We start from the raw sequence: 21364 nt of genomic DNA on the forward strand, positions 1-21364 counted from the left end.
CTGCCATTCATTAGGCAGATGAGTTTCTCGTACCCGAAATACAAACTGCAGAAGATCATTAGGACGGAGAGAATGTCATTCCTTTTAATGCGTGCAGCAGAACGTGAGCTGCGGCTCTGCTTGTCATATCTCGAAAATCGAGGGTAGGATCGACTTCAACGATTTCAATTCCGGCAATATTGGGCTGTTGTGTGATGTAATTGACTGCTTCGAGCAATTCGTCTGTATAGAGACCGCCCGGGCCAATCGCTGGACAGCCAGGTGCATGAGACTGGTCTAAGACATCCATATCAACTGAAATAAAAATGGAGTCTGTCCTTGTTTGAATGGCAGGCAAAATCTCTTTTATCGTCGGGACTAGTCCTTTTTTACGAATCATGCCCATCGTGTGAATGTTCACGTTATGTTTTTCCGCATATGTTTCATATGCCAGGCTGTTGCTGAATTCTCTGATCCCTAGCTGGATCAAATGCTGGCCTTCAATGATCTCTTCATCTAAAAGGCGGCGGAAGGGAGTGCCGTTTGTCGGCCCCCCGTCCTCCGTGTTTCGAACATCGTGATGGGCATCAAATTGAATAACTGCCGTCGTTCCTTTCGTTTGCGCAATCGCTTTTATGGTGGAGTAGCTGATGGAGTTATCCCCACCGAGTATGAGCGGCACCCAATCTGGATGATCCGACAGAAGAGCGTGTATGGTATGGAAGATTTGCTGATGTGACTTGACGATATCAGTGACATGAATATCGATATCCCCCAGATCGTAAAGAAGATCTGATACGACATGTCCGCCAAGCTCCGCAGAATAGGCCGATGAATGTTTCAGTGCCTGTCGGATTGTTCCGGGAGCAAAGGAAGCGCCCGAATGACTGATAGAGGATTTTGATAGGGGGACACCTATCAATGCCGGCCCCTTAATGCCTTGGCCGTTCCATTTTGCTATCAGGTCGCTCATTTTTGTTACATCCCGGTCTTTAAACGAAGAACCAGCCTCTCTGAGAAAAGGGTATTTATCCATGAATGGCTCCCTCCCTGTTGACTACAATGGTTCCGTTTTTCATGACTTGATGTACATGGTTGACGCCGTAGTGATACGGAATATACATATAATTCGAGGCTTGCCAAATGACAAGATCAGCTGCTCGGCCGGCTTTGAGCTGACCGGCTTCCTCTCCTTTTCCTATGGCGTATGCAGCATTGACTGTGACCGCATGCCATATTTCTTCCGCAGTCATTCTCAGATGGAGCGCGGCAATGGACATGATCAGCTGGATATTTTCAGTCGGCGAGCTGCCGGGATTAAAGTCCGTTGCCAAGCTGACACGTACACCTTCATCAATCATGTCTCTTGCCCTGGCGTATGTGCTTTTGCCAAGGTAAAATGTCGTGCCCGGCAAGAGGACGGCGATCGTTCCTGCCTCAGCCAATTTCTTTATGCCTTCGTCTGAGGCACCTACTAAATGGTCGGCTGAGACAGCCTTTAGTTCACCTGCTAATTCAGCTCCTCCAAGCGGATCGATTTCATCTGCGTGTATTTTTAATCCGAACCCCGCCTCAGCCGCTTTTCTTAAATAGCGGCGGGATTGACTGACGGTAAAAACGCCTGTTTCTGTAAAAATATCTGCAAAGCTGGCGAGCTCTTGCTCTTTGATTTCCGGCAACAGATAAAGCATTTGATCCAGAAATTCATCTGGGTTGTGTTGATATTCGGGAGGAATTGCATGGGCTCCCATAAACGTGGAGACAAGGTCAACAGGCTGGTGCTCATGCAGTTGTTTTGCGACACGCAATTGCTTCAGCTCTGCTTCTTTTTCCAAGCCATAGCCGCTTTTCACTTCAGCCGTGGTCGTGCCGTAGGACAGCATTCTTTGCAAATGAAAATGGCCTTTTTGCAGCAGCTCTTCCTCTGAAGCCGCCCTGGTGTGTTTGACAGTAGACAGAATCCCGCCGCCCTGCGCCAGAATATCTAAATATGAGATGCCCTGAAGCTTAAGATTCATCTCCTTTTCCCGAGATCCGCCAAATACAAGATGGGTGTGCGGATCGACGAGACCCGGTGTTACAAGCCGTCCCGAACAGTCAATAATCTCCTCTGCCTCATAACCGGCTTCAGCCCCTTTTTTTCCAGTGAACACAATTTTTTGTTCATGGATGCCGACAACAGCGTCTTCGATCACATGAAGATCCTGCATGCTTTTGCCTGCGCGGGGGCCGCTGCTTTCCATCGTCAAAAGCTGACCGATGTTGGTGAGAATCGTATCAATTTGTTTCGGCATGTCATCACTCCTTTATTTTTGCATTGGCACGATAATGTCTTGTTTTTTTGCTACTTCAACGGCACGTTCATAACCTGCATCCGCATGACGGATAATGCCCATTCCCGGATCGCTCGTTAAGACACGGGCAAGCCGCTCGTCAGCCAGCTCACTTCCATCGGCAACCGCGACCATGCCGGCATGCAGGGAATAGCCCATTCCGACACCGCCGCCATGGTGGAAGGAAACCCAGCTTGCACCCGCCGCCGTGTTGACAAGCGCATTTAACACAGCCCAATCGCCGATAGCGTCACTTCCGTCCTTCATCGCTTCTGTCTCCCGGTTTGGTGAGGCGACAGACCCGCAGTCCAAATGATCTCTCCCAATGACAACAGGCGCTTTTAGCTCCCCGTTTCTGACCAGCTCGTTAATGGCGAGGCCCATCTTTTTTCGTTCTCCATATCCAAGCCAGCAAATACGGGACGGCAAGCCTTGAAAAGTGACTTTTTCCTGTGCCATATCGATCCACCGGTGAAGCGCTTTATTTTCCGGGAACAGTTCTTTTAATAACGCATCCGTACGGTAAATATCTGCCGGATCACCGGAAAGCGCCGCCCAGCGGAATGGTCCTTTTCCTTCACAGAATAAGGGGCGGATGTAGGCAGGGACAAACCCCGGAAAATCGAAGGCGTTCTCCAGGCCTTCATCCTTTGCGACTTGCCGGATATTATTGCCGTAGTCAAATACAACAGAGCCCTTTTGTTGGAAGGCCAGCATCGCTTCTACATGTTTTTTCATGCTTTGCTTCGCAAGGCGCACGTAAAGGTCTGGATTGTCTTGGCGCAAACGATCGGCTTCATCAAGCGAATAGCCCTCGGGAACATAACCGATTAATGGATCATGGGCAGATGTCTGATCAGTTACAATATCAATTTTGACGCCACGGTTCAAAAGCGTGTGGTGAACCTCAGCCGCGTTTCCGAGAAGAGCAATGGATAGAGGTTTTCCTGCCAGCTTTGCCTCTTCAGCCCACGCTAAGGCTTCCTCAATCGAGGCTGTTTTTCGGTCGCAGTATTTTGTTTCGATCCGCTTGTCGATACGTTTCTCATCAACCTCGACGGCAATGACGACTCCTTCATTCATCGTGACAGACAGCGGCTGGGCGCCTCCCATTCCGCCAAGACCGGCTGTCAGCGTCAATGTTCCTTTTAAGCTTCCTCCGAAGTGCTGTCTCGCCAGCTCAGCGAAAGTTTCATAGGTTCCTTGCAATATGCCTTGTGAGCCAATGTAAATCCAGCTGCCCGCTGTCATCTGCCCGTACATCATTAACCCTTTTTTCTCAAGTTCGTGGAAATGCTCCCAGTTCGCCCACTTCGGAACAAGAACAGAATTTGCTAAAAGCACGCGCGGCGCCTGCGGGTGAGTACGGAACATGCCAACGGGCTTTCCGGATTGCACGAGCAAGGTCTCATCATTTTTTAGTGTTTTCAAGGAATGTTCAATGGCATGAAAAGCGTCCCAATTCCGTGCGGCTTTGCCAATCCCGCCGTATACGATGAGGTCCTCCGGCTTCTCGGCGACTTCCGGATCAAGGTTGTTTCGAAGCATCCGAAGCACTGCCTCTTGTTCCCATCCTAAGCATTCGAGCTCTGTTCCCTTGTTGGCACGGATTGATTTTTTTACATCAGTCATATGTTCATCCCCCTTAGTTCTTCATTCTGATGATCAGGTAATAAAGATTCCTTCTTCAGCCAGTCAGTCAAGCGTTCAATGTCATAGGAAAAAACACGGTCCTGCTGAATGGACGGCACGATTTTCCTCATTTCCTGAAAAAGCTGTTTGGTATAGGACGCTGCTTGTTCTATGCCTCTGTATTCAACCGCCTGCAATGCGCAAATCGCTTCGATCGCAATGACTCTTCTTGTATTCGCGATCACCTGATAAGCATGCCGAGCGGCGATGGTTCCCATGCTGACATGGTCTTCTTGGTTCGCGGATGACGGAATAGAATCGACACTTGCAGGGTGGGCCAGTGTTTTATTTTCAGAAACAAGTGAAGCCGCGGCATACTGCATGATCATTGCACCGGATTGCAGACCGGGATGAGGGCTTAGGAACGGCGGCAGGTCATTCAGCTGTGGATTCACAAGTCTTTCGATCCGGCGCTCTGCGATATTCGCAAGCTCTGATATTGCGATTTTCAGAAAATCCATGGCAAAGGCGATTGGCTGTCCGTGAAAATTTCCGCCAGAAATCACTTTGTCACCGTCATTGAAAATAAGAGGATTGTCCGTAGCGGCATTCATTTCAATCTCTAATTTTTCTTTGACATAGCCTAACGTCTGCCAAGTCGCACCGTGTACTTGCGGAATACAGCGCAATGAATATGCATCCTGGACCCGCAGTTCTCCCTGAGAGGTTGTCAGGCCGCTGTCAGATAGATAGAAGCGAATTCGTTCTGCGACATCGATCTGCTCCTGATAGCCGCGGGCTAAGTGAATATCCTCGTCAAACGCATCTATAATTCCCCGCAGCCCTTCAATCGTTAAGCTGGCAATGCGCTCAGTTTGATAGGCTAGTTTTTCAGCTTCAATGTATGAGACCACACCCATAGCAGTCATGGCCTGAGTCCCGTTAATCAAGGCAAGCCCTTCCTTAGATGTCAGCGATACCGGCTGAATCCCGGCTTTTTTCAATCCCGTCATTGCCGGCATCTTTTCACCCTCAAAAAAGACTTCTCCTTGGCCAATCAGCGCAAGTGCCAGATGAGAAAGCGGTGCCAGATCCCCGCTCGCGCCAAGTGATCCTTGCTGGGGGATGACAGGGTGGACGCGTTTATTTAAAAGGGCAAGCAATTGTTCAATCAGCTCAGCACGTACACCGGAAAAACCCTTTAACAGAGCATTGGCGCGCAAAAGCAGCATTGCCCGGGAAACACACTCAGGAAAAGGGTCGCCGACTCCGCAGGCATGAGAAAGAATTAAATTCAGCTGCAGCGCCGCCGAGTCTTCTTTTTGAATCAGGACATCACTGAATTTGCCAAATCCGGTGTTGATGCCGTAGATTGTCCTTTCTTCGCGTACAATCCGTTCCACTGCCGCTCTGCTTTTTTTCACGCGCTCCATACTTTCTTCTGAAGCCGCTGCTTCTTCAAAATCAAACAGCACACGCGCGACGTCGGCTGTTGTCAATGAAGAACCGTCTAAAATCACCATAAGCCCAACTCCTTTGTCTTTACTTTGATAAAGCGCCCATACAAAAAGGGGCTATGCTGTGAACATCTGATTTCACGCATAGCCCCCTATCGCCTATGATCTATGGGCTGTTTCATATGTGATTGATTCCAACTCCGAATGTCTCGTGCTCTAGGCCTTTAATCGGCGCCCCGATTGTTCCATAAAGCGAGACAGCAATCCAATCGCCTTCCGCTTCACTTTCATAAGGATTCCCCCTCAAAACGGCAAACCTCAAACCAACCGTCCGAAGCAGCGATCCAAGCAGCATTTCACCTCTGGTCACGCCATGCAAAGCCTCCATCGTCGCATGATAAAGCGCATGTGACTCGCGATAACCCTCAGATTGAATGACACCGCTCTTTTTGGAAGCGGTTTCAATTGCGGCTACCACTTTATGCGCGTCCATTGATCCTACCTTGCCGAGACAGACCTTCCAGCCGTCTCGCTCCAGCTCCCTGACCTGTTTGCTTTCTTCCGCTTCATTCAGCAGCAGAAGAACAGACAGTCGGCCGATCCGGCGCTCTTTGTGCAGTGTCATATGAATCACTCAATTCCTAAAAATTCTGATAACTATTAACTGAGTATTATATTAATTGTTCCCGAATCAGAAGTCAAAAGGTTTTTTACAGTCTTTAACAAGTTAGATTGCTATTGTAATAGCGTGATATAGAAAAAAAGGACGGGTTTTCTTTCAGCACATTCTACCCCATAGCCAGACAGGAGTGCGGGCGGCGGCTGTCGTACTCTAAATATAAGTTTCAAATAGAAGAGGAGCGAAGTGCAGTGAAGAGCTTAAATTGGGGATTACTAGGCCTTGGCGCAATCGCCTCAGATTTCGCCAAAGCGCTGAAAGAAGTAAACGGAACGGTCTATGCCGCAGGGTCACGAAGCTTGGACAAAGCCAAGGCGTTCGCCAAGGAGCATCATGTCGAAAAAGCATACGGCAGCTATGAAGAACTGCTGCAAGATGAGAATGTCGATATTGTCTACATTGCCACTCCACATTCTAATCACTATGAATATATGACGAAATGCCTTCAGCATCACAAGCATGTTCTTTGTGAGAAGGCCATTACCGTCAATGCAAGACAGTTGAAGGAGATCAGCGGCTTGGCCAAAGAAAAACAGCTTGTTGTATCTGAGGCGATGACCATCTATCATATGCCGCTGTACAAACAACTCCGTGACATCGTGAAGTCGGGTCGCATCGGGCCTCTTAAAATGGTTCAAGTCTCCTTTGGAACACGCAAGCCATACGACGTCACAAACCGGTACTTTAATAAAGAACTGGCTGGCGGCGCACTCTTAGATACAGGCGCCTATGCACTCTCTTTCGCGAGGTATTTTCTCACGAGCCAGCCGAATGAAATCCTCAGCACCGCCAAGCTGACTGACACAGGTGTAGACGAGCAATCAGGCATCATCTTAAAAAACGCTGACAATGAAATGGCTGTCATATCGCTGACAATGAGAGCCAAAATGCCAAAAAGAGGCGTAGTTGCCGGAGAAAATGGCTTTATCACAGTCGACGACTTTACAAGGCCAGACAAAGCACTTATTACGTACGCAAATGGAAAAACAGAGGTGATTGAAGAAGGAGAAACGGCAAAAGGGTTGAACTATGAAGTAGAGGATATGCAAGCAGCAGTCCTGCATCAAACAGGCAGCCAGACCATCAGTCTCTCCCTTGATGTCATGAGCATTATGGACAATGTCAGAGAACAGTGGGGAATCACCTACCCGTTTGAATATGAAAACATCCGCCTTTCATAACGGGCCGATGTTTCTTCATAGAAAATGTAAGCGCTTAAAAATTTAATAAAAAAGTGAGGCGAATTGTTTAGATGTTCAACCGATTGTTCCGTGTATGTTTTCTTGCAGCCCTTATCATGGCCTTCACCCTGCCAAACTCTGCTTATGCACAAAAGGCAGAAAAATCCGTATTTACAGAAGCCAGCGTCCATGACCCTTCCATCATTGAAACAAATGGCACCTTTTATGTTTTTGGATCTCATCTCGCTTCAGCAAAAACAAATGACCTCATGCAATGGCAGCAGCTGACCACCAGTGTAAGCAACGACAATCCTCTGATTCCGAATGTCTACGAAGAATTAAAAGACACCTTTGAATGGGCGCAATCCAATACCCTGTGGGCGGCTGACGTCACACAGCTGGCGGATGGCAAATACTATATGTACTACAACGCCTGCCGCGGCGATTCGCCAAGATCAGCTCTGGGTGTCGCCGTCGCTGATAACATCGAAGGCCCGTACAAAAACAAAGGCATCTTTTTGAAATCAGGCATGGAAGGCACAAGCAATGATGGAACACCATATGACGCAACCAAACATCCGAATGTCGTAGACCCGCATACCTTCTTTGATAAAAACGGCAAGCTATGGATGGTGTACGGATCATACTCAGGCGGCATTTTCATTCTGGAAATGAATCCGAAAACAGGCTTCCCGCTTCCTGGGCAGGGATACGGCAAAAAACTGCTCGGCGGCAACCACAGCAGAATCGAAGGCCCTTATGTTCTCTACAATCCAGACACCCAATACTACTACTTATACCTGTCATTTGGCGGCCTTGACGCAACAGGCGGCTACAACATCCGTGTGGCCCGCTCCAAAAAACCTGACGGCCCTTACTATGATGCAGAAGGAAACCCGATGCTTGACGTCCGCGGCAAAGAAGGCACATTCTTCGACGACCGCTCAATCGAACCTTATGGCGTCAAACTCATGGGCAGCTATTCATTTGAGACAGAACGAGAAAAAGGAACCGGGTACGTTTCACCAGGCCACAACTCAGCATACTATGATGAAAAAACCGGACGCTCCTATTTAATCTTCCACACCCGCTTCCCGGGGAGAGGTGAAGAACACGAAGTCAGAGTCCACCAAATGTTCATGAACAAGGACGGCTGGCCGGTAGCAGCGCCATATCGTTACGCAGGAGAAACACTGAAAAAAGTAAAACAAAAAGACGTCACAGGAACATACAAGCTCATTCAGCACGGAAAAGACATCTCAGCAGACATCAAAAAAACCATCAACATCCAACTCAACAAAGATCACACCATTTCCGGGGAAATGACGGGAACGTGGCAGAAAACTGGAAAAAATACAGCTGATATCACGTTAGCCGGCAAGAAGTATAGCGGAGTATTTTTAGAGCAGTGGGATTCGGTGAGAGAGAAGAACGTGATGACGTTTAGTGTGTTGAATGGCAGCGGTGAGGCTGTTTGGGGATCTAAATAAGATGGAGAAGCGCCTTCTAGAGAAGGCGCTTTTTTTATGAGCTTTATTGACTATAAGAAACGGTTGAGCGAGAGAAAAAACAGAAGCAACAGCAGGGTTCAAGACCTGAACGAAAAGTCCCTCTTATGATGATTTTCCTTCTTATAAAGTCATCAAATCGAATTTTTAGCTATTTAGAACCGGGATAACATTCCTCAAGACAAACCTTTTTACCTATTTATCCAATATGACCCATCATGTAATATGAAAATAGTCTGTATTGTCAAGAATTTACACAGTTTGATAGAAACACGAGGTGTTGCGGCATGCATAGTGAAATGTTGTTACATTCGGTAAAAGCCGACTTACATGAAAAACAGGAACAAATCCATCAGTTAAAACGAGTGCTGCACGAAATCAGGCAAATCAAACACGAATTTTCAGAGGCCCAGCATCTCATTCATCGGCCTCATCTTAACCGGGAGGCATGGAGAGGAACACATGCGGAGCGGTTTGAAGATATTCGTGAAGGAATGAACAAATCGTACGATCAAATCAAAAGCCAACAAGTCAGTGGAATTATCGAAAGCATAGAAGGAAAAATCCACTCATTAGAGGGAGACATATATTCTATAAGACGCCAAATCACGAGGATAGAGCATGAAATAGAGAAGGAAAAACATAAAAAGTGAGGTGAGCACAAATGGCACAGGAAATTAAAATGGTCTACGGCACAGTGAAGCAAGGGCTCTCTCAGCTTAAGAATTCAGCGGAACTCAAGTCCTCCTTGCCCGGCCATCTCTCAGGACGAAACCATTTGAATGTTGTGAAGTCCATCGAGCAATTAAATGAGGATATCAAGGAGCTCACTGAAGCATATGCGTCTGTTTTGGCCAAGCATATCGCACAAACGGAAAGTGCTGTAAACGCGATGAAGGAAACGGACGAAAACATATCATCTTCCATGAAATAAAGCACGGGAGGACAAGGGATTGAAAACATTAGATGTCCACGCTCTTTACGAGGGCATTCAGCATACGATTGAGAAACTGGACAAGCAAAAACGGCAGCTGGAGAAGCTGGAAAAAAGCGTTGAGCATCTGGCAGGCATGAAGGATGCGCTAAAAGGAAAAGGCGGAGATGCCATCCGGACCTTTTACGAAGAATGCCACAAGCCTTTTCTCCTTTTCTTTGGCATGTTTATTGACGAATACAAAAAAGTGCTGAAACAAACACAGCATGCGATTGCCTCTGTAGAATCTGACTCCCACGGCATGATCGCAGAGGCTTTTCTCTCACACGATGCGAGACACGGGGTCAAACATGCACGAGAAGTAACAGAACAGCTCACTGACGCAGTGAATCGCCAGATATCAGCCATCGACCACATCGTCAGCCTGCCGACAGTCAATGATTCCATTTTTCGGATGGAAACAGAACAGGCTGAACGGTTGATTACAGACACCCTACATAAGCTCTTTCAATTTGACGGCCAGCAAGCCCAAGCACTAGAAACCGCAAAATCAGATTTTCAAACAATGAAAAAATACATGGACCAGCTCGAAACCATGTACACCGGACCGAAAATTGAAATTACGGGCTATAAAAGCGGCTCGATCTTGAAATCACAGGAAGAAGAAAAGATCAACCAAAGCTTCGGCGCCATAAACTCGCAAATGAAGCAGGCGGATGACTCTCCGATGGAGATGATGCTGAAGAAGCTAGAAAAACATAAGCAGTCCAACGTTGATACCGTGATGAAGGATGGCAAACAACTGAAGATCGAGCGTGAGATTCATGCTGATGACAGTAACTTAACGGTATTACAGAAGGAAGCAACAGCCCACCCGAAAGTCTATGGAGACATACGGGTGATAAATGATAAACTATATAATCATAAAGGGTTAAAAAAGATAGATACGATAGAAGTGATTGACGAACTAACTCGCGATACTGCAAGCATCGACTACGTCGGCGGCAAATATTATGTATATGAAAATGGCCAGATCGTAAGAGAACTCTACGCTGGAGGGAAAAAGCGGCTAGAAGAAGTGTCTTACATACCAGAGGATAAAGTAGGCGGAGCTAAGTCACTGGATTCATTTTTGGCTGGAACGCAGTATGAATTTATTGAGTGGGTAAGTCCTCAGGGCGCTATTAAAAAATTGGCGGTCAGAGGCGGGAAACGTGTTGTCACAGATGTGGCTAAGCATGTTGCGGAGAAGGAAAGTAAGGGTGAAGTTAATAAGGTTGCTTCAAAGGGTGCGAGTGAAGGTAGGAAATTGGTATCTTCAAAGACGGTTATTAGCTCAGATATGGAAGCGAAAATATTGGAAGGACAACGTAAAGTTCCAAAAAATATTTTAATAGGTGGACATTCCTCAAGTATAAACAACACTAATGATAATTTCGCAGTGGAAGTACTATCTACTAATGCAGATGGGACGAAAAATGTTATGTTTACTAAGCAATTTGTAGATGGTAATATTTCTAAAATTAAAAAGAGTACATTATTTCCGGAATCGTGGAATGATGATCAGATTCTTAAGAGTATTATAGAGGTTGGAAATACACCACCTATATCTACAAGGTTGAGGGATAGATCAACTTGGCATAGAGCATCAAAAAATGGAGTGGAAATAGATGTTATCAAAAATGGTGACGATGTAACTACTGGTTACCCAACAGGAAAGGTAAATGCGCCTCGTCCATCAGGTTTTTGAGATGTAAATTGAAAGGTGATAAAAAATGTATAGAGAATTGGATAATCTTTTATCTGCTGAAACAACTGAGGACTCATGGTACGATGATGGTTGTATAATTGCAAGTGATATATTGTCAGATTTTAGAGCAGATGATTGGGGAAAATTAAAAAACGAAGCACTTACTAAACCTTTGGAATGGCAAAAAAAACTGGCATACTGTATGGATAATAACGGAAGTTCGCATGAATTTTCAATATTACTATCACTACTTAGTATTGATAACGAAGAGCTATTTGAGGTATGCATAGATTCTCTAAGAAGCTTTGTGACTCCCGAGAGTAAACAAATGATATTGAACGATCCATCCATACTTCAGCGAATAAATGATAAGTTGCCAAAAGCAAGTGCCCCAGTAAAGAAAATACTTGAAGACTTTCTTGAGAAGGTTCATTCTTAATAATTTGTTATAGAATTGTTTATGCAACAATGCTTAAAAGTAAATGATAACATTTTAAAGCTTATTCTCACACTTTGATATGGGGGGGAATAATTTCCTATTGTAGAATCAGCTCCTCAACTTTAAGGGCATCAGGTAAAACAAACCACAAGGGAATAGATAGAGGGTGTATACAGTTGAGATAATCAAGAAAAATGAATTTGAATGTAACTGGATTACATTGTTTATTGGCAGAAAGTTTAAGTTAATTTCTTCACAAGAAGTTACAAATTATGCAGTTAATCATTTAGAGAATAACCCTAATATTAAAAATGAGAATATCCTTGAATTGGCGTGGGAACAAACTGAAGAAAAAGTAGATGGGTTATTAGAACTAATAGTGTCTGACGGCTCTTCTGAAGTCATGAATAGAGAGTATCATAAGTGGTTATACAGTGTTTTGAATGTTATATAATAATTCCTCTGATGATATGGTGTTTAGCGATATTGAAAACATTTTTTTATGTTTAACACACCTGAACATATGCACAATTTTTTAGAACTGTATCGGATGCGTTTTATTATCCTTCTGATTCGAAATATACAGTAAAAGAACTACTGAAAGAATTTCTGGAAACTGAAAAGCAAATAATTCTCAATTAATTAGGATTGGAAAAGACTCAATTTCTTGCTTGTGTTAATGTACACCACCTAACGTTGAATAAGAAATAACGGAGATAGTTTAATTGCTCAAATATAAATATACAATTGAATATAAAGATAATTATGATGAAGTCATTTTGGATTTCGAAAAAGAGAAAATACTTAAAAATGGTTACCTTATTAGTAATTCGTTAGGATCTGATATATTTAGCGATTTCGATAGCATAAAGGAAGAAATTGAACAATTAATAAAAGTATTGTCTGGGGAATTACCAATATTCGAAAGTGGCGGGAATTTAAATTTAATTAGTTCTTATAAACATAAAACAGTGATTGAAGATATTTTTACAGATGAAGATGAAGGAGATAGTATATGCACAATAGAGACGGTGAAATATACCAAGATCATTTTAATCTGGGCAAAAGAAAATATTAAGTACAAAAACAAAAGAGGTGTTTTAGCAACAGAGGAAGCTGATGAAAGAATGGGATGGATAAAAGAAAAGTGCAGTGAATTGAATTTTACTAATTGAGGAATAAACAATGGCGGCATTCATTTTATTACTAAAAGAATATGAAGATGATGAAAGTGTGGTTTACAAATTCGGGCCTAATGAAAATACTATGGCAAAATGAAATTAAATAAAATAACTAGGAAGTTTTCAGAGTTAGAAGAAATTCCTAATAAAGATCTCCCGTCAACATTTTATTTTGATCGAGTTGCACAAAGATTAGCAGTTTGTTTAGTAAGAGAAGGCGGTGTATTTCCAGAAAGTCTTAGCATATGATAAAACCTTGATTGGCAAAACGTCTTCAAGGTTTTAATGTATAAAAACAAATCTCTATCTTATTCAATATAATAAAAATCAAAGAGGTTCTCCTATAATATATAAAGCGCTTGTTAAAGGACTTGATCCACATATCGAAGAGGAAGTGAACCTCGAGATTAAAGGTATTGAATTCATGGGTTTTTCATCTGTTTTTCCTTATGAAATTGAAGGTTGGGAAAATATATCCTGTATTGATTGGTTTTACGATTTTGGACGAGTTAATTATTTGTGAAAATAAAGAAGGAATAAAAGATTTAAAGCGAATTGGTTTAGGTTATCAATATTATATTAGAGGGGTTTTACAAGAGGATTCAATTGATGCAGGAATCGTTCTTACCGATGAAGATGAGTATTTTTCAGAATATCCTTATTTGATTGGGGAACATGTTGAGATAAAGATTGACAGGATAAGCATAGAATTTTTAAGAGATTCAGTTTAAGGATTTAGAAAATAAGGAGATTTAATAGCTTTAGTAAAAGGAGCTTTACGTGCATATTTTGAAAACTATCTAGTTGATAGCTATCAAAAACCTCTTGTGGTAGAGCTAGATAAATTAAAAACAATGTTATTTAAATAGTAAAGTAGTAGTTCAAAAACCAAAAATGAAAGCGTTGACATCCCATAATTCTAGTGCTAAAGTATACCTACAAACAAATAAAGCGACCCGTCAGGATTGTTACTGCGAAAGCAGGCAAAACCTAAATGGTACAGGTGCAGGAGGAGACTCTCGCATTCTGTGTCATTTAGGTTTTTTTTATTCTCATTTAGGAGGTGATGCGGCATTTGATACAAAAAAAGCTGGTGAAAGGCGGCCACCTTTCATCCAGCAGTCCCCCATAAAAAGGAGGTATACACATGGATTATGATAAATTATCGAAAGACATATTACAACTCGTAGGCGGTGAAGAAAACATTCAGCGCGTGATTCATTGCATGACGAGGCTGCGTTTTAATCTTTATGACAACTCGAAGGCGGACCGCAGTCAGCTGGAGCAGCTGCCGGGTGTGATGGGCACCAATATCAGCGGCGAGCAGTTTCAAATTATTATCGGGAACGATGTGCCGAAGGTGTATCAGGCGATGCTGAAGCACAGCAATCTCAGTGATGAAAAGAGCGCTGGTTCATCATCTCAGAAAAAGAATGTGCTGAGTGCGGTTTTTGATGTGATTTCCGGTGTGTTTACCCCGATTCTGCCGGCGATTGCGGGAGCGGGGATGATCAAAGGGCTTGTTGCACTAGCGGTTACGTTTGGCTGGATGGCGGAGAAGAGCCAGGTTCATGTCATTTTGACGGCTGTCGGTGACGGCGCGTTCTACTTCCTGCCACTCCTACTAGCGATGAGTGCGGCGAGAAAATTCGGAAGCAATCCATACGTAGCGGCAGCCATTGCAGCGGCGATACTGCATCCGGATTTGACGGCACTGCTTGGTTCGGGGAAACCGATTTCCTTTATCGGGCTTCCTGTAACCGCAGCCACGTATTCTTCTACGGTTATTCCGATTTTGCTGGCGATTTGGATTGCTTCTTACGTGGAAAAGTGGATTGACCGTTTCACACATTCGTCTCTCAAATTGATAGTGGTTCCGACATTGACGTTATTGATTGTCGTACCGCTGACACTGATAACAGTTGGACCGCTTGGTGCTATTTTAGGCGAATACTTGTCTACTGGCGTTAATTATTTGTTTGATCATGCAGGACTTTTGGCGATGATTTTGCTTGCCGGAACGTTCTCTTTAATCATTATGACAGGTATGCACTATGCTCTTGTGCCGATCATGATCAACAACATTGTCCAGAATGGGCACGACTATTTGCTGCCAGCGATGTTTTTGGCGAATATGGGGCAGGCGGGGGCATCATTTGCCGTTTTCCTTCGCTCCAGAAACAAAAAGTTTAAATCACTTGCGCTTACTACGAGCATTACGGCACTAATGGGAATTACAGAACCCGCGATGTACGGCGTAAATATGCGATTGAAAAAACCGTTCGCGGCCGCTTTACTTGGCGGTGCAGCCGGCGGCGCGTTTTACGGCATGACAGGTGTCGCTTCCTATATTGTCGGAGGGAATGCGGGCCTGCCGAGTATCCCTGTCTTTATCGGCCCGACGTTTATTTACGCGTTGATCGGTCTTGTGATTGCTTTCGCGGCGGGAACAGCCGCTGCGTATTTGATTGGATTCGAGGATGTACCGTCTGACGGCAGCCGGCAGCCGGCTGCAGGAAAAAGCTATGAGGGCAGCGGAGAAATCATTCACAGCCCGATTAAGGGAGAAGTGAAAGCATTAACCGAAGTCAATGACGGGGTATTTTCTGCTGGAATTATGGGAAAAGGATTTGCCATTGAGCCTGAAGAAGGAGAAGTTGTTTCGCCTGTTCATGGAAGCGTTACCACCATTTTTAAAACAAAACACGCAATTGGCATTACGAGTGATCAGGGAGCTGAAATCCTCATACACATTGGATTGGACACGGTAAAACTCGAGGGACAATGGTTCACGGCTCACGTCAAAGAAGGCGACAAGGTCACACCGGGAGATCTGCTCGTGTCCTTTGATTTGGAACAAATAAGAGCCGCGGGATATGACGTCATTACCCCGGTGATCGTGACCAATACAGATCAATATTCGTTTTCGCCGGTGAAAGAAATCGGCAAAGTGCAGACAAAAGAAGCGCTGCTTGCTTTATCTTAAAAAACTGATGGGGTGATCAATATGAGTTCAAATACAAAACGGTTTCCAGAAGGATTTTTATGGGGCGGCGCAGTTGCTGCCAACCAAGTGGAGGGTGCTTATAACGAGGGCGGAAAGGGGCTTTCGACAGCTGATGTATCACCGAACGGCATCATGTCTCCATTTGATGAATCGATGACTTCTTTAAATCTGTATCACACCGGAATTGATTTTTACCATCGTTATAAAGAAGACATTGCCTTGTTTGCGGAGATGGGTTTTAAAGCGTTCCGTACATCGATTGCGTGGACAAGAATTTTTCCGAATGGTGATGAAGAGGAACCAAATGAAGAAGGCCTCACATTTTATGATGATCTATTTGATGAACTGTTAAAGCATCAGATTGAGCCTGTCGTCACCATCTCTCATTATGAAATGCCGCTAGGTTTAGTGAAGAATTACGGCGGCTGGAAGAATCGCAAGGTCATAGAGTTTTACGAACGCTATGCCAAAACCGTTTTCAAGCGCTATCAACACAAAGTGAAGTATTGGATGACGTTCAATGAAATTAACGTAGTGCTCCATGCGCCGTTTACTGGCGGCGGCCTTGTCTTTGAAGAAGGAGAAAACAAATTAAACGCGATGTACCAGGCGGCACACCACCAATTTGTGGCCAGTGCTCTTGCCGTCAAAGCGGGTCACGAGATCATCCCTGATTCGAAAATCGGCTGTATGATTGCAGCTACGACAACCTACCCGATGACATCTAAGCCGGAGGACGTCTTCGCGGCACTGGAGAATGAGCGCAAAACACTTTTCTTCTCGGATGTGCAGGCAAGAGGCGCGTACCCGGGATATATGAAACGCTTCCTGGCAGAAAACAATATTGAAATTGAAATGGCTGAAGGCGATGAAGAGATCTTGAAAGAACATACGGTGGATTACATCGGATTCAGCTATTACATGTCGATGGCGGCAAGCACTGATCCTAAAGATCTTGCAAAATCAGGGGGCAACCTGCTGGGCGGAGTCAAAAACCCTTATTTGAAATCATCGGAATGGGGCTGGCAGATTGACCCGAAAGGCTTGCGAATCACGCTCAACACCTTATACGATCGCTATCAGAAGCCTCTGTTTATCGTGGAAAACGGCCTGGGCGCTGTCGACAAGGTTGAGGATGACGGCACGATTCAGGACGATTACAGAATCAACTATCTGCGTGATCATTTAATTGAAGTGCGCGAAGCCATTGCGGACGGCGTTGAATTAATCGGATACACATCATGGGGGCCAATTGACCTTGTCAGCGCATCTACTGCGGAAATGAAAAAACGCTACGGCTTCATTTATGTGGACCGGGACAATGAAGGAAACGGAACATTAAACCGCATTAAGAAAAAAAGCTTCAGCTGGTATCAGCAGGTCATCGCTACAAACGGAGAAAGTCTCTGACAACTTTTTGAAAACGCATGCACTTCAATTGACAATAAGAGGAAGCAGGCAGACAATAAAAGAGAAAGATGAACCACCCACAGTCCGAAAGGCGGGAAGAGCATGTTTAACAAAATGTTAGTTGCGATTGACGGATCAGACATGAGTGCAAAAGCGCTTGATGCCGCAGTGCATATGGCCAAAGAACAGCAGGCGGAACTAAGCATCCTTCATGTGGGGAGAGAAGCCGTCGTCACGACTTCTTCTCTGACGGGAATTGTCTATGTGCCTGAGCGTTTTATTGATGAAATCAGGAACGAGGTTAAAAAAGAAGGCCTAAAAATCCTTGAGAACGCAAAAGAAAAAGCAGCTGAGAACGGTGTTCAAGCTGAAATCATTTATGCGAATGGAGAGCCGGCGCATGAGATTCTGAATACAGCAAAAGAGAAAGGCGTCAGCCTGATCGTAGTCGGCAGCCGGGGCATCAGCGGCTTAAAAGAAATGATGCTTGGAAGTGTCAGCCATAAAGTGTCTCAATTATCGCCTTGTCCGGTTTTGATTGTTCGATAGATAAAAATTCAAATATCTGATATAGCGAATGGCCAGCATCCGAGACTTACTGTATTTAAATAGCTAGAAGAGAGTTTGCTTATTCACAATTTCGTAAACTGTTCATTAAACACAACCTTTAAAAAATTTGTTTTTATTAAAACAACAATATCCAAAAGAGGCGCTCCCTTGATCAGTAAGGGATGACGCCTCTATCTTGTTTGGTTTCAAATATTAGTACTAATATGTTTAGATGCCCCAATATACTTTCCAGTTTTCTATTCATTGTTGCTTTATATATCTTTATTTCTTTGATGATTTATTGGCCGGCGCAAACCAACCGAATAAAGCAATGGCCACTAATACGCCATAGAAGATTAGCGTCCAGGTGGTGCTGTGTGGAAAGTGATGGTCCAGGATTCCAATATCCTCATGGGCAAGGGTAATGACCACCAGTTTGACACCGACCCAGGCCACAATGGCATATGCGGTTGTTTCCAGTGCAGGGCGCTGATTAAGAAGCTTTACAAACCAAGTTGCTGCAAACTTAATCAGGATAAGGCCGGCAATCCCGCCTAGGACAACAACAATAAATTGTCCTCCATCCATGCCGCCGAAATCATCAAGCGGTGAATCCGGAAGCCCGAGAGCTAAAGCAACCGCAGCCAGAATCGAATCAATGGCAAAAGCGAGATCCGCTAAAGCAATTTTCCCGACTGTGGGCCAGAAACCTTTCCCGGCAGCCTCCTCTTTGTCCTCCTCATGAATATTCTCACTTTTTTTCCCGAAACGGGCCTTAATCACATGCTTTAAGCCCAGGTATAGAAGATACGCTGCTCCTATGGCCTGAATCTGCCAGACATTTGCGATAAACGAAATGGCAAAAAGCGCCGCAAACCGGAAGGCAAATGCCATTATGATTCCATAATTTATCGCTTTTTTTTTCTGATCATTGGGTAAATGCTTGGCGATAACTGCCAATACAAGGGCATTGTCAGCCGATAGCAGTCCTTCTAATCCGATTAAGATTAACAATGTCCAGGCATATTCCAGCCAGATAGACTCCATTAACATCTTTCCTTTCTAAAACGTAAAGTGTGCCGTAAAAGTTTTGATATCAACAGTATTACCCTTCTCATTTATAGTTAACTCTATTGAGCAGGTTGGTATTTCTTGGGTTGCTTTTTTTTGCTAACAAAAAAATTACCCTAGAACAAAATGGAATAAGAGTCTTTTTTGAACAGATATAGATGTAAAAAATCATCTGATCATTTCATCGTGCACCTGCAGCTTGAACCATAATGATCTCTCTCCTTAAAAAGCAAATGAGTTTTTGGGTCATTTCCTGTATGATAAAAATATGGAAAATGGAGGATGGGGCGTAATGCTAAATTATATGAATAAACTATAGTATACAAGATTATGTAAAATTACCAAAATAAAAAAAGCAGAAATGTAAAATGGTGAAAAAAATATAATGATTACTGGGGCAAATAGCGGAACGGCAATCAACTTTTCGGCGGTAAAATAATTTTTAGCGGACGGTTTTCGGGTCGTTGGAGTAGATATTCAAACGAATAATTGTCAGAATCTATAGTAAACAGTGAATGTCACATGGAAAAAGCAGACTTGTCTGATGTCCAGCAGGCAGAATCTTTGATACCAAAGCTTGAACAAAGCCAATTGATTCCGGACATCTTAATCAAAGCAGCAGGAATAAGGGAAATCACCCCTGTCCTAGAATGATCAGCCGAATCATTCAAATAGTCATATACATTAATCTCACAGCAGCCTTTATTCTTTCCCGGGACGCGGCAAGGCTGTGGTCTAAGCTAGGGAAACAAGGGTGTATAATCAACATCGCCTCTGTGTCCGGGCTGATGACAGAGCCTGCGCGGGCTGCCTATGTGTCTTCCAAGCATGCGGTCATCGGACTGACGAAGCAGTTCGCTATGGAATTCGGATCAAAGGGGATCAGGGTGAATAGCATTTCACCGGGCGTGATCCAAACAGAATTAACGAAAGAGTATTTTCAAGATGATGAAATGGTTCAGCTAATCAAAGATAACCTTGCCCTTCATACGTGGGGGCGCGAGTGATATTGTTTCCTGTATGAAGTATTTGGCTTCTGATGAGGCGCACTTTATTACAGGTTCAAACTTTGTCATAGACGGCGGCTGGACGGCCGGCAAGAAACTATAAAAAAGGGAAAAGCACCTTGCAGTTGGGGTGCTTTTCCCTATACATAACTGGAGGTAGAATACGCTTGATGCAGCAAGATCTCTCAATTACACCAAAACAAAAATCAACAGCCGTAATCAAAATGGTCATCTCTATGGTCATTTTCGGCTCCATTGGCTTTTTCTCAGAGCATACCAATCTCCCCTCATTTGAATTGGTATTTGTCCGCTGCCTATGCGCGACGCTATTTTTAAGCTTTTGCTGGCTGGCGTCCGGCCAGTATAAAACCGAAAAGTGGAGAAAGAGAGACGTGCTGCAAACATTGGCGTGCGGTTTCTTTCTTGTATTTAACTGGGTGTTCTTATTTAAGTCTTTTGAAGAAACGTCTGTCACGATTGCCATCGCCGTTTATCACCTAGCACCGGTGCTTGTTCTTCTCCTGGGGAGCATTATCTACAGAGAGAGATTGAATGTCATCTCCGTCAGCTCCATTATCATCTGCTTTCTGGGAACTGCGCTGATTTCCGGGATTAACGGCAGCACTTCATTGACACAGCTGATGGGATCAGGGATCATTTGGGCCGTTCTCGCCGCACTGTTTTATGCGTTCACCACTTTATTGGGGAAAGGCATACAAAACCTCAGCCCTTACACGACCACGTTCTTGCAAACTGGTTTGGGGGTCATCATCCTGATTCCGTTTATTCACTTCGGCGCTTTTGCCGACCTGTCTCAAGGGAACTGGATCATGGTGGTGTCTACCGGTATCATCCATACGGGTATTGTCTATTTGCTTTTTTTTGACAGTTTGCGATTTTTATCAACGAAATTTATTTCAATTATTGTTTTCCTCGACCCAGCTGTTGCGATCGTGCTCGATACCGTCTTCACAGGTTTCCGTCCAGACCTCTATCAAACTCTAGGCATCGCGATGATCTTTGCGGGCATGGCCTTGACGCTTGTCAGGAGGCAGGGAAAGGCGGATGTGGTGGCTGAGGGTAAGGATATGGAACAAATTCAATAATGATAGAAAGAATGCAAAAAGGCCTAATTGGCCTTTTTTTGATTTAGGTCAATTGACTCTCGCTATTCCTTAAAATAACATAAACTTTCTAGAAAAATATTGTAATAATATTTCAGTGTAGTTAAGATTATTTAGTGAATA

The 21364-nt window shown here is 44.2% G+C and carries 19 protein-coding genes and 3 pseudogenes; 16 read left to right on the top strand and 6 right to left on the bottom strand.

From position 1 onward, the window contains the following. Positions 1-58: 58 nt before the first annotated feature. The 5 genes from hutG to hutP all read right to left on the bottom strand — a co-directional run bounded on the left by hutG (position 59) and on the right by hutP (position 6026). Entirely contained in the window at positions 59-1015 is a 957-nt protein-coding gene (hutG, locus tag AC4CV5_RS00985) for a formimidoylglutamase (protein ID WP_373922772.1), read from the bottom strand. Further along, positions 1008-2273, bottom strand: a complete 1266-nt coding sequence (hutI, locus tag AC4CV5_RS00990) for an imidazolonepropionase (protein ID WP_326222374.1) — start codon at positions 2271-2273, stop codon at positions 1008-1010. The genes hutG and hutI overlap by 8 nt, the downstream gene beginning before the upstream one ends. Positions 2274-2285: 12 nt before the next feature. Beyond that, on the bottom strand, positions 2286-3944 hold the full coding sequence (gene hutU, locus AC4CV5_RS00995; RefSeq protein WP_490921954.1) for a urocanate hydratase: 1659 nt from the start codon (positions 3942-3944) through the stop codon (positions 2286-2288). Then, a complete protein-coding gene (gene hutH, locus AC4CV5_RS01000; protein ID WP_490921955.1) occupies positions 3941-5467 on the bottom strand; it encodes a histidine ammonia-lyase in 1527 nt (508 codons plus the stop codon). The genes hutU and hutH overlap by 4 nt, the downstream gene beginning before the upstream one ends. A gap of 112 nt (positions 5468-5579) precedes the next feature. Further along, entirely contained in the window at positions 5580-6026 is a 447-nt protein-coding gene (hutP, locus tag AC4CV5_RS01005; protein WP_166846580.1) for a histidine utilization transcription antiterminator HutP, read from the bottom strand. Positions 6027-6271: 245 nt separating this feature from the next. On the opposite strand from hutP, the gene AC4CV5_RS01010 reads away from it, so the two are divergent. From AC4CV5_RS01010 to AC4CV5_RS01070, 13 genes and pseudogenes are all read left to right on the top strand, one after another. Continuing rightward, entirely contained in the window at positions 6272-7261 is a 990-nt protein-coding gene (locus tag AC4CV5_RS01010) for a Gfo/Idh/MocA family protein (RefSeq protein WP_490921956.1), read from the top strand. 71 nt (positions 7262-7332) lie between these two features. Further along, on the top strand, positions 7333-8751 hold the full coding sequence (gene abnB / locus AC4CV5_RS01015; RefSeq protein WP_490921957.1) for an arabinan endo-1,5-alpha-L-arabinosidase AbnB: 1419 nt from the start codon (positions 7333-7335) through the stop codon (positions 8749-8751). Between the two features lie 305 nt (positions 8752-9056). Then, positions 9057-9422 (top strand): YwqH-like family protein, encoded by a 366-nt coding sequence (locus tag AC4CV5_RS01020; RefSeq protein WP_222142343.1) that lies wholly within the window; start codon positions 9057-9059, stop codon positions 9420-9422. Positions 9423-9433: 11 nt separating this feature from the next. After that, positions 9434-9703 (top strand): YwqI/YxiC family protein, encoded by a 270-nt coding sequence (locus AC4CV5_RS01025; RefSeq protein WP_014481382.1) that lies wholly within the window; start codon positions 9434-9436, stop codon positions 9701-9703. Between the two features lie 19 nt (positions 9704-9722). Further along, positions 9723-11453 (top strand): T7SS effector LXG polymorphic toxin, encoded by a 1731-nt coding sequence (locus AC4CV5_RS01030; protein ID WP_490921958.1) that lies wholly within the window; start codon positions 9723-9725, stop codon positions 11451-11453. Between the two features lie 25 nt (positions 11454-11478). Next, positions 11479-11892: a hypothetical protein gene (locus AC4CV5_RS01035; RefSeq protein ID WP_015483915.1), complete on the top strand. Its 414-nt coding sequence runs from the start codon at positions 11479-11481 to the stop codon at positions 11890-11892. Between the two features lie 166 nt (positions 11893-12058). After that, the gene (locus AC4CV5_RS01040; protein WP_490921959.1) at positions 12059-12346 is read left to right on the top strand and encodes a DUF2247 family protein; all 288 of its coding nucleotides are present in this window, start codon (positions 12059-12061) and stop codon (positions 12344-12346) included. 271 nt (positions 12347-12617) lie between these two features. After that, a complete protein-coding gene (locus AC4CV5_RS01045) occupies positions 12618-13067 on the top strand; it encodes a hypothetical protein (RefSeq protein ID WP_490921960.1) in 450 nt (149 codons plus the stop codon). 10 nt (positions 13068-13077) lie between these two features. Further along, positions 13078-13322, top strand: a pseudogene (locus AC4CV5_RS01050) (hypothetical protein). A gap of 94 nt (positions 13323-13416) precedes the next feature. Next, positions 13417-13804: pseudogene (locus AC4CV5_RS01055) on the top strand (hypothetical protein). A gap of 416 nt (positions 13805-14220) precedes the next feature. Beyond that, complete coding sequence (bglP, locus tag AC4CV5_RS01060; RefSeq protein WP_490921961.1) at positions 14221-16059, top strand: PTS beta-glucoside transporter subunit IIABC; 1839 nt, start codon at positions 14221-14223, stop codon at positions 16057-16059. Between the two features lie 21 nt (positions 16060-16080). Next, positions 16081-17490, top strand: coding sequence for an aryl-phospho-beta-d-glucosidase (bglH, locus tag AC4CV5_RS01065; RefSeq protein WP_166846598.1), 1410 nt, complete (start codon positions 16081-16083; stop codon positions 17488-17490). A gap of 102 nt (positions 17491-17592) precedes the next feature. After that, a complete protein-coding gene (locus AC4CV5_RS01070) occupies positions 17593-18039 on the top strand; it encodes a universal stress protein (protein WP_166846601.1) in 447 nt (148 codons plus the stop codon). Positions 18040-18321: 282 nt separating this feature from the next. Here AC4CV5_RS01070 and AC4CV5_RS01075 read toward each other — a convergent pair whose 3' ends face one another. Continuing rightward, complete coding sequence (locus AC4CV5_RS01075) at positions 18322-19086, bottom strand: TerC family protein (RefSeq protein WP_148982310.1); 765 nt, start codon at positions 19084-19086, stop codon at positions 18322-18324. A gap of 546 nt (positions 19087-19632) precedes the next feature. Between AC4CV5_RS01075 and AC4CV5_RS01080 the strand changes: the two genes are divergently transcribed. From AC4CV5_RS01080 to AC4CV5_RS01090, 3 genes and pseudogenes are all read left to right on the top strand, one after another. Beyond that, positions 19633-19764, top strand: coding sequence for a hypothetical protein (locus AC4CV5_RS01080; RefSeq protein WP_261311245.1), 132 nt, complete (start codon positions 19633-19635; stop codon positions 19762-19764). After that, a pseudogene (locus AC4CV5_RS01085) lies at positions 19761-20220 on the top strand (SDR family NAD(P)-dependent oxidoreductase). Before AC4CV5_RS01080 ends, AC4CV5_RS01085 begins: the two are co-directional and overlap by 4 nt. A gap of 67 nt (positions 20221-20287) precedes the next feature. Next, entirely contained in the window at positions 20288-21223 is a 936-nt protein-coding gene (locus AC4CV5_RS01090; RefSeq protein ID WP_326222476.1) for a DMT family transporter, read from the top strand. Positions 21224-21364: the final 141 nt, after the last annotated feature.

This window comes from Bacillus sp. NS1 (assembly GCF_058248265.1).

Coding starts and splice junctions, on each gene's coding strand:
- hutG (WP_373922772.1), bottom strand. CDS start 1,015: ATGGATAAATACCCTTTTCTCAGAGAGGCTGGTTCTTCGTTTAAAGAC.
- hutI (WP_326222374.1), bottom strand. CDS start 2,273: ATGCCGAAACAAATTGATACGATTCTCACCAACATCGGTCAGCTTTTG.
- hutU (WP_490921954.1), bottom strand. CDS start 3,944: ATGACTGATGTAAAAAAATCAATCCGTGCCAACAAGGGAACAGAGCTC.
- hutH (WP_490921955.1), bottom strand. CDS start 5,467: ATGGTGATTTTAGACGGTTCTTCATTGACAACAGCCGACGTCGCGCGT.
- hutP (WP_166846580.1), bottom strand. CDS start 6,026: ATGACACTGCACAAAGAGCGCCGGATCGGCCGACTGTCTGTTCTTCTG.
- abnB (WP_490921957.1), top strand. CDS start 7,333: ATGTTCAACCGATTGTTCCGTGTATGTTTTCTTGCAGCCCTTATCATG.
- AC4CV5_RS01020 (WP_222142343.1), top strand. CDS start 9,057: ATGCATAGTGAAATGTTGTTACATTCGGTAAAAGCCGACTTACATGAA.
- AC4CV5_RS01025 (WP_014481382.1), top strand. CDS start 9,434: ATGGCACAGGAAATTAAAATGGTCTACGGCACAGTGAAGCAAGGGCTC.
- AC4CV5_RS01035 (WP_015483915.1), top strand. CDS start 11,479: ATGTATAGAGAATTGGATAATCTTTTATCTGCTGAAACAACTGAGGAC.
- bglP (WP_490921961.1), top strand. CDS start 14,221: ATGGATTATGATAAATTATCGAAAGACATATTACAACTCGTAGGCGGT.
- bglH (WP_166846598.1), top strand. CDS start 16,081: ATGAGTTCAAATACAAAACGGTTTCCAGAAGGATTTTTATGGGGCGGC.
- AC4CV5_RS01070 (WP_166846601.1), top strand. CDS start 17,593: ATGTTTAACAAAATGTTAGTTGCGATTGACGGATCAGACATGAGTGCA.
- AC4CV5_RS01075 (WP_148982310.1), bottom strand. CDS start 19,086: ATGGAGTCTATCTGGCTGGAATATGCCTGGACATTGTTAATCTTAATC.
- AC4CV5_RS01080 (WP_261311245.1), top strand. CDS start 19,633: ATGGAAAAAGCAGACTTGTCTGATGTCCAGCAGGCAGAATCTTTGATA.
- AC4CV5_RS01090 (WP_326222476.1), top strand. CDS start 20,288: ATGCAGCAAGATCTCTCAATTACACCAAAACAAAAATCAACAGCCGTA.